The sequence below is a fragment of the Yersinia massiliensis CCUG 53443 genome (genome assembly GCF_000312485.1).
Taxonomy (GTDB): domain Bacteria; phylum Pseudomonadota; class Gammaproteobacteria; order Enterobacterales; family Enterobacteriaceae; genus Yersinia; species Yersinia massiliensis.
Genome location: NZ_HE997647.1, coordinates 348,298 through 357,749 on the forward strand (window position 1 = coordinate 348,298; position 9,452 = coordinate 357,749).

A 9,452-nucleotide genomic window follows, 5' to 3' on the forward strand; every position below is an offset into this window, starting at 1 on the left:
CTCCGGCAGCCTGCTGAGCTAAGGGATGTGTTATGTATCAGACCACTTTGAGCCATCGCCGCTATCACTTTAGTGACCTGCGGGATTTGATGGCGAAAGCCTCCCCCGCCCGTTCGGGGGATTATCTGGCGGGTGTGGCGGCGCAAACTGCGGAGGAACGCATGGCGGCCCGAATGGCGCTGGCCGACTTGCCGCTCAAAACATTTTTACAGCAAATGCTGATTCCGTATGAACAGGATGAAGTGACACGCCTGATTATTGATAGCCATGATCAGCAGGCTTTTACGCCAATCGCCCATCTGACCGTCGGGGATTTTCGTGATTGGCTGCTGAGTGAGCGAACAGACAGTGCAACCTTGGCACAAGTGAGTGCGGGTATCACCCCTGAAATGGCGGCAGCCGTCAGCAAGATTATGCGGAATCAGGATTTGATTCTGGTGGCGAAAAAATGCCGTGTCGTCACCCAATTTCGTAACACCATTGGCCTGCCCGGTCATTTGAGCGTGCGGCTACAGCCTAATCATCCCACAGACAGCTTGCCCGGTATCGCCGCCAGTATGTTAGATGGCCTGCTGTATGGCAGCGGTGATGCGGTTATTGGTATCAATCCAGCCAGTGACAGTTTGCCATTGCTGGAGAAACTGAATTACATGCTGGACGATGTGATCAGCCGTTTTGAGATCCCCACGCAGTCCTGTGTCCTGACGCACGTCACCAATACCCTGAAATTGATTGAGCGTGGCGCGCCGGTAGATTTGGTGTTTCAGTCCATTGCGGGCAGTGAAGCGGCCAATGCTGGATTCGGTATCAACCTCGCGTTACTGGAAGAAGCGCAGCTCGCCGCATTGAGCCTTAAACGCGGCACCTTAGGCGACAATGTGATGTATTTCGAAACCGGTCAGGGCAGTTGCCTCTCCGGTAATGCGCATTTTGGCGTTGACCAACAGACCTGTGAAGCGCGCGCTTATGCGATTGCCCGCCGCTTCTCACCGTTGTTAACCAATACCGTGGTGGGCTTTATCGGGCCGGAATATTTATATGACGGCAAGCAGATTATCCGTGCCGGTTTAGAGGATCATTTTTGCGGCAAATTGCTGGGTGTCCCACTAGGGTGCGATGTTTGCTACACCAACCACGCCGAAGCCGATCAGGATGATATGGACACCTTGCTGACTCTGTTAGGCGCGGCAGGGCTGACATTTATGATGGGCATTCCGGGGGCAGACGACATTATGCTTAATTATCAAAGTACCTCGTTCCATGATGCGCTCTATATCCGCCAATTACTGGGCTTGAAGCATGCGCCTGAGTTTGGTCGCTGGCTGGAGAAGATGAACATCATGGATCCACAGGGGCAACTGCGGGATGCCGCGATTAACCATCCGCTACTGAAACAGCTTCCCTATATGGAGGTATTTTGATGAGTCGCCGTGAGATAGACCTGCTGCATCGTAACCCGTGGGAAGCTCTGCGGCAGTTTACCGCTGCACGTATCGCGCTCGGGCGCACGGGGGACAGTTTGCCCACCGCTGAATTGCTGAAATTTGGGTTAGCACATGCGCAAGCCCGTGATGCCGTCCACCAACCTTTTATGAATGAAGAGCTTGCTGGCCCACTGGCGGCGTTGGGGCTGCACACCTTGACGGTTAACAGTGCGGCACCAGATCGTTCAACTTATCTGCGCCGCCCAGATTTAGGGCGAAAATTATCCGCGCAAAGTCACGCACAGTTGAGCGCATGGCCTGATAAACAAGCGGATCTGCTGCTGGTCATTGGCGACGGATTGTCATCCAAAGCCGTCCATCGCCAAGCCGTTCCACTGATAGCCGCACTGTTGCCTTACTTGCGCACGCTCGGTTTATCCTTGGCACCGATTGTGTTGGCGCACCAATCGCGAGTGGCGCTAGGGGATGATGCGGGTGAATGCCTGCAAGCCAAAGCTGTGGCGATATTGATTGGTGAAAGACCGGGGCTGTCTTCACCGGATAGCCTTGGGATCTATATGACATGGGGGCCGAATACGGCACGCTTGGAGTCTGAGCGCAATTGTATTTCTAATATTCGCCCCGAAGGGCTGGATTATCCACAGGCGGCGTTTAAATTGGCATGGCTGCTTGAGCAGTCTTTCCAGCGGCGTTTATCAGGCGTACAGCTCAAAGATGAAAGCGATAACCCTGTATTGCATGGGCGCATTAGTCCGGCTTATGAAATTAAATCTGACGACAGTGTTTCCTACTAGTTTTAGCTAAAAACCCAGTGACAACAAGCGGCTATGCTGCTTGTTTCTCGCCATTTACACGCCAGATAGCGTGCTATCTAATTAGCCAATCTAATGATTTGTATCAATTTACCCTACACATCTGCCCCGAATAAAACTATTCTTATCAACCTGCCATAAAGTTTTTAACCCTTAACGGGTATTTCCCTCATTCATTGGGTTTGGCTTTAGTCCCTCAGGCTACAGGGTAAATAAGGAAGAAAAATGGGATTCAGAAAAAAGAGCGTTCAACCGCTGCAAATCAACGATATTACGATTATTGATGACGTCAAATTGAAGAAAGCGATTACTGCTGCGGCGTTGGGTAACGCCATGGAGTGGTTCGATTTCGGGGTTTACGGTTTCGTTGCCTTTGCCCTTGGACAGGTATTTTTCCCCGGCGCAGATCCGGGTATCCAGATGATCGCCGCACTGGCGACTTTCTCCGTGCCTTTCTTGGTTCGTCCCCTTGGCGGCTTATTCTTTGGCGCATTGGGTGATAAGTATGGGCGACAAAAAGTCCTGTCTATCACCATCATTATTATGTCGGTCAGTACCTTCTGCATCGGCTTGATTCCCTCCTATGCCTCGATCGGGATTTGGGCACCGATACTGCTGTTATTGGCAAAACTGGCGCAGGGTTTCTCTGTGGGGGGCGAGTATACGGGAGCCGCTATTTTTGTGGCTGAATATTCACCGGACAGAAAACGAGGATTTCTCGGCAGTTGGCTGGATTTCGGCTCTATTGCCGGTTTTGTGTTAGGAGCAGGGGTCGTGCTGCTGATTTCCAGCATCGTGGGCGAGACTGAGTTCCTAGAGTGGGGCTGGCGGATACCGTTCTTTATTGCGGCACCGTTAGGTCTGATTGGTATTTACCTGCGTAATGCCTTGGAAGAAACGCCAACTTTTCAGCAGCATGTGGATAAAATTGACAGCGATTCGCGTAACAGTATTGCGCAGCCGCCGAAAGTGTCTTTCCGTGAGATTCTCACCAAGCAATGGCGGAATCTGACGATTTGTGTCGGTATCGTGATAGCGACCAATGTCACTTATTACATGCTACTCACCTATATGCCGAGCTATCTCTCCCATAGCCTGCACTATTCGGAAGATCACGGCGTATTGATTATTATCGCTATCATGCTCGGGATGTTATTTGTCCAACCCGTGATGGGGTTAATGAGCGACAGATATGGCCGTAAGCCCTTTATTATCTTTGGTAGCGTTGGGCTATTTATCCTCGCGATCCCCAGCTTTATCCTGATCAATAGCGGCATTATCGGTTTGATATTTTGTGGTTTACTGATTTTAGCGATTTTACTGAATTGCTTCACCGGTGTGATGGCTTCCATATTACCGGCCATGTTCCCAACCCATATTCGCTATAGCGCTTTGGCCATTGCGTTTAATATTTCCGTGCTGGTGGCAGGTTTGACGCCAACCGCGGCGGCTTGGTTGGTTGAAACCACTCAGAATCTGTATATGCCCGCTTACTACCTGATGGTGGTGGCACTGATTGGATTAATGACTGGGGTATTTATGAAGGAAACAGCCAATAAGCCGCTGAAAGGTGCCACCCCAGCGGCATCTGATAGGGCGGAAGCCAAAGAGATTTTGCAGGAGCACCATGATCATATCGAGCAGAATATTGAAGATATTGATCAGCAAATCGCTGAGCTGGAGAAAAAACGTAAAAATCTGATTGCTCAACACCCGGATATTAATTAACCCAAACTGTGCGGAATATCACGGGTTAAAGTTGATTTAAATCAATAAAAACCATTTCTATACAATCACTTACCTTTCTATGCAAATCTAGCTTTGACCCTCCCCTAAGGGGAGGGCTTAGATTAAGCGTCATTATTCTCCTTCATCGCGTTATTTTACTCTTATCGAAAGGACATCATGACCGTGACAAAGACCTTCGCCCAAGCCGCCCGACTGGCTATTGTTGCTTTAACCGCTATCACCTTTAGCCATTTCGCTGCCGCGCAATCGACCTCTAGCGCAGAACGTGAGTTCCTCGCACAACAGGGTTTAGCAGGAAAAACCACTGAGCAGATGATTGATGCCATTGATCAGTCAAAGCAAGCGCGTCCTCTGCCTTATTCAGCCTCGGTAACAGGTACCGAACTTAATTTGTCTGATGGAAAACAGCAATTCACTTTCCCGCTGGGCGATAAGTTTTATCTCTCATTTGCCCCTTTCGTGAATCAAACTCACCCCTGTTTTAATCACAGTTTGTCTGGCTGTCGCGGTGAAATGGCCGAGACCACCTTTGATGTGAAAATTACCGATAACACAGGGAAGGTGATCGTGCAGGATAAACTCACCAGTTATTCCAATGGTTTTATCGGTGTTTGGTTGCCACGTAATATCGAAGGCACCATTGAAGTTAGCTATCAAGGGCTAAAAGCGGTATCCCCTTTTGCCACTCAAGCCGAGAGCCAAACCTGTATGACCACGCTACATTTGCAAAAATAAATACGTAAGCGATTATCCCGCGAAATGAAAAATGCCCCGATAACCTAATTTGATGGTTATCGGGGCATTTTTCTCTGTTAAATATATTTAACTGTTTAGGAAATAGAAAGGATGTGAGTTATCAAAACTGCCTGCCATTTATCGATTCTATATTCAGAATATGTCGAAGAATGGCCGCTTTACCATTTTTTAATTTAGATGGAAGCATTTACTTTGCTGACAGAGTAACTATGTGAATGTTTAATATGAATTTTCCTATTTAATGTAGGAATTAATTATTTTAGTGTGCGATTTTTCCTGTTTACATAAATGTTAAAATTAGATTTTTAAACTGGAATAAATTAAATAACCAGTGATTTGATTTGTCGCATGGTTTTTATCTGATTGAGATGCGGGTTATTTATTTAATTATTAGAATTTAATTTTCATTAATTTCCCTTTATCAAAATATTTATTTTTAATCAGAATATTGTTCTTAAATAAAAACAGCCGTATAAATAATCTCATGTTAGTTGGCTAGGCTAATCGGCTTAAGTTATTCGTTTATCAATAGAAATTGATAAACCAATTGTTATTGGTTTGTGACTTTGCCGTGTGTTTAGTGCCCCTCCTATTTAAAAACTAAATCCTGACTTGATTGTATTGCCCGGTGCGACATCGCTTTTATTGCCAAGTAAAAGGATTGGGTTTTGCTGACCTCTTTTTTAGCAAATTATTATTTGTTAAGGAACTATATGAATAAATTCTTTAAAGTGATTTGGAATTCAGTCCTAAACATATGGATTGTTGTGGGTGAACTGGCAAAGCGCACCGCTAAAGCCAAAAGTGTCGGTCACTCATTAACTGGTAATACGCAGTCAAATACCCTTGCCAAAAATGGCATAAATCACCTCTTTAGAAAAAGTCTTTTAGCTTTATCCATCGGCAGCTTTAGCCTATTCAGCGTTAATCCTGTGCAGGCCGCCGATATCACCGTTACAACCCAAGCGGCCCTGTTAACCGCGTTATCAAACGGCACTTACGATAAAATTATTCTGGGTGCGGACATTGCACTGACTCAAGTACTCACCGTCAATATGGCGAGTCAGAATGTCGTGATTGACGGTAATGGCTTATATGGTTTGACTGTTGCCAATACGGTCGTCAATGGCTTAGCGGTTTCGTCGGGCACTGGGACATTAACGCTTCAGAATATGTCTAAAATCGACACGGCCAACTATTACAGCATGGTCTACCTAACCGGCACGGCTACGGCGGTGAATGTTGTCTATGACAATATCGGCTTTTTAGGCTCGTCCCAGCTTGCCTTTATGGCGACCAATGGCGGGGCCACCAACAGTATCTTGACGTTCGGTAATATTCTGTCGGATGTGGTTGTTAACGATAGAGACCAGGAGATTGGCGAAGTTAACAAAGTGAGGTATACCGGCCGATTTCATGTCACGCATTTAGGGGCTGGCATCTCTTTCCAAAATGCGGGTGCGGTAGCCAATACCTCCACCATGGACTTCCTCAGTGGTGCTGATGTCATCATCAATAGAACGGGGTCGGCAGCAAATATCACGAATACGGGGACCTATGCTTTTGCCTATAATTTTGCCGATAACGCCTCGTTTGAACTGATTGCCAATCAGAACGTTCTCAGTGGCGCGGCGAATAACCGAGGCATCACCATTGGGAGTTATAATTCAGGCACCGGTTTTGGTGATGGCGCAAAAATAATTTTGCGGGCGCGGGCGACCGGTGGCGGTGTTATCGCTGGGAATGCCATCGATAACGCGACCACGAATACAGCGGGCATCAATAATGGCGCTACTGGGACGGCGGATGTTATTTACAATCTGGCGACCGGTTCTATTTTGAATACCACGGCGGCTGGGATTTTAGCCACCAAAACCGGTGTGGCAAATAGCAGCGGGATCTATATCAGTTCTGGCGCGGCCATGAATGTCGCCACAGCCGGTATTTCAGCCTCCCATGCGGGCAGCGGGAATGTCGTGTTGGAGAATAAAGCCACAGGGACCATTACTGCCGCCACGGGAATATCGGCAACCAATACCGGAACTGCAACCATAAATGTCGCCAATAAAGGCACGATTAATAGCACCACTGCCGGGATTGCCATCTCCTCAAGTTCCACCTCTGGCCCATCACAAACCATTAGCGTAGATAATACCGGCGGTGCCATCAATGCCAGTGCGGGAACGGGCGTTAACGTTCTGTCGAATACATTATTGAATTTGGTCGGTGGGACGATTACGACGACGGGCGTTGCGACTGGGCTAACATTTGCGGGCACAAGTGGTAATCACGCCTTAACGGATTTGATTTTGAATCTCAACGGTACCGGAGCTGCTTTCGCCAAAGCGGTAGGTATCAATCTGGCCCTCAGACATGTCACCTTCAACGTGACAAATGGTACGGGGTTAACGAGTCTGGCCGGTTTGACCTTTGCCGAAGGGGTAAATGGCCGTAATACGATCAATGTCACGGGGACGGGGATCGGGATTACTGCGGCGAATACGGATGTCAGTGCGTTAAATCCGGATGCGTTAGATATCAATGTGTCTGGCGCAGGTACGGGGATTAATGCCACCGGTGGTGGGGTTGACCTGTCCGATTCGAATCTGCATATCAATGTCACCAACAGCGGCGGTACAGGATTACAGGTGACCGATGGTGCCGTGACCACAACCACCATCGGTGCCGATGCTCAGATCAATGCTGCCGGGGCGACGGCAATTAATTTCACTGGGACAACCGCCAAGACACTGACGAACAACGGAACCATCAATGGTGCGGTGAACTTTGCCGGAACAGCGGCGAACACCATTAATAATAATGCGATATTAAACGGCACATTAACCACCGGTGCCGGTAACGATACCTTGGTTCTTGGTAGTACCTCGCAAAGCAATGGCGCGATTAATCTGGGGGCCGGCAATAATAACGTCACCATACAGAATGGCGCTCAAGTGTCATCGATTACCACCGGTGTGGGTGATGATACTTTTACCATCAATAATATGACCGAGGGCAGTACCTATTTAGGTTCTCTAAATGCGGGTACTGGCACCAATACACTCAATTTCAATGCGTCAACTGACACCTTGGCGGCAGACACTTCCCTGCAAGGTTTTACCAATATTAATCTGGCGAATAGCCTGATTACCCTTGTCTCAGATACTAACATCGGCAGCGGCGTGATCAGTGTTGACGGCACCAGCGATCTGCTGTTTGGCAGTGCATTCAATGGCACGCTGAATGCGTCATTAGGCCATCTCGTGGGAGGTGATGGTTCAGCCATCATCAACAACGGCGCGAATGTTGCCTTGAGCCAGTCGAGTAATTTTGCGGGTGATTGGCAGGTCAAACAAAGTGGCACCCTGACGGCAAGCAATAGTAATCAGTTAGGCACGGCGGCGATTGCCCTCGATGGCGCATTAAATCTCAATGGGGTGGCGGCGACTAATAATGCATTGACCGGCACCGGCGCGCTGAATATCGCGAATACGGTCAATAGCGCCTTTGATTTTGGCAGTAATACCGGTACGGCATTTGCCGGTACGGTGAATATGCAAAACGCCACTTTTAACCTCAGTGGTACCAATAGCGGGGCATTAAATCATGCGACCTTGATTGCCTCCGCAGACACCTCAGTTGCGGTTGGCGTGGGCAATCAAACGATCGGTAACCTTACCCTTAATGGCGGGACGACTGAATTTGCGGCTGGGAGTTCAATCACGACCGACACACTGGCGGTGACCAATGACAGTGTGGTTAAAGTCGCCCCAGGGGTGAGCACTGGCGGGAATTTACTCGATCAGGATACGGGTAGTTCATCCCAGCTTATTAACAGCGCCAATGCCCTGTCGGCAACTGATTTAGCCCGACTCACATTGCAGGATCTTGCGGGCAACAGCTTGGGGAATGGGGCCGAAGAAAGTGTTGTTCAAGGCGGGAATACGGTAGCGCAGGCACTGTATGATTATGCGCTGACCAGCGAAGGCAGTGGTTTGAGTGTGACATCAACCCTGACAGAACTGGAATTACTACTTGGGCAAAGTTTAACCCTCACATCCGCGGGCGCAGTCAATGCCGATGACAACTTACTGGCGAAATTGACCGGTGCGGGCAACCTGATTATTGGTGCGGATAACAGCGAAATGACGCTGACCAATGCCACTAACGATTACACCGGCACGACCACCGTAAATGGCGGCATTTTGAATCTGGGGAGTGATAATGCACTGGGGGCGACTTCAGCCTTAAATACGGCGCTAAACACCCAGACCAATCTCAATGGCCACACTCAGACAGTAGGTGCGCTGACCAACGCCGGTACGGTGACCTTAGGCACCGGTGGGGTACTGAACAGCACGGGCGCGCTGACCAACAGCAATATCTTGAATCTTACTGGCGGCACGCTGAATCTGGCGGCGGGCGGTACTTCTAGCGCCACAGGCGGCTTAACCGGTGCTGGTACGCTGAACATCAACGGCGGCGATTTGGCGATCAGTGGCGCGAACAGCGGTTTAAGCGGCCAAACGCTGGTTGCAGCTGGCGCGTCTGCCACCTTGAACGGTGTCGGTACGCTAGGCAGCAGTGCCATTAATGTGCTGGGTGATTTAAACCTGAACGGGGCGAATGCTGCCTTGGCGAATGTGCTGAGTGGTAATGGCGATATCAATACCAACGCCGCGGTGGCCCT

General features: G+C 49.0%; 5 protein-coding genes. All 5 read left to right on the top strand.

All coding sequences use genetic code 11. From position 1 onward, the window contains the following. Positions 1–32 precede the first annotated feature (32 nt). Positions 33–1,421, top strand: coding sequence for an ethanolamine ammonia-lyase subunit EutB (locus tag BN68_RS18135; protein WP_019212604.1), 1,389 nt, complete (start codon positions 33–35; stop codon positions 1,419–1,421). Continuing rightward, positions 1,421–2,239 (top strand): ethanolamine ammonia-lyase subunit EutC, encoded by an 819-nt coding sequence (eutC, locus tag BN68_RS18140; protein ID WP_019212605.1) that lies wholly within the window; start codon positions 1,421–1,423, stop codon positions 2,237–2,239. The genes BN68_RS18135 and eutC overlap by 1 nt, the downstream gene beginning before the upstream one ends. Positions 2,240–2,482: 243 nt before the next feature. Continuing rightward, a complete protein-coding gene (proP, locus tag BN68_RS18145; RefSeq protein WP_019212606.1) occupies positions 2,483–3,985 on the top strand; it encodes a glycine betaine/L-proline transporter ProP in 1,503 nt (500 codons plus the stop codon). 177 nt (positions 3,986–4,162) lie between these two features. Next, positions 4,163–4,741 carry a copper-binding periplasmic metallochaperone CueP gene (gene cueP / locus BN68_RS18150; RefSeq protein ID WP_019212607.1) on the top strand — a complete coding sequence of 193 codons (579 nt, stop codon included), beginning with the start codon at positions 4,163–4,165 and terminating at the stop codon, positions 4,739–4,741. Between the two features lie 734 nt (positions 4,742–5,475). Next, on the top strand, positions 5,476–9,452 hold a 3,977-nt coding region (locus BN68_RS18155), incomplete at its 3' end, for an autotransporter outer membrane beta-barrel domain-containing protein (protein ID WP_019212608.1).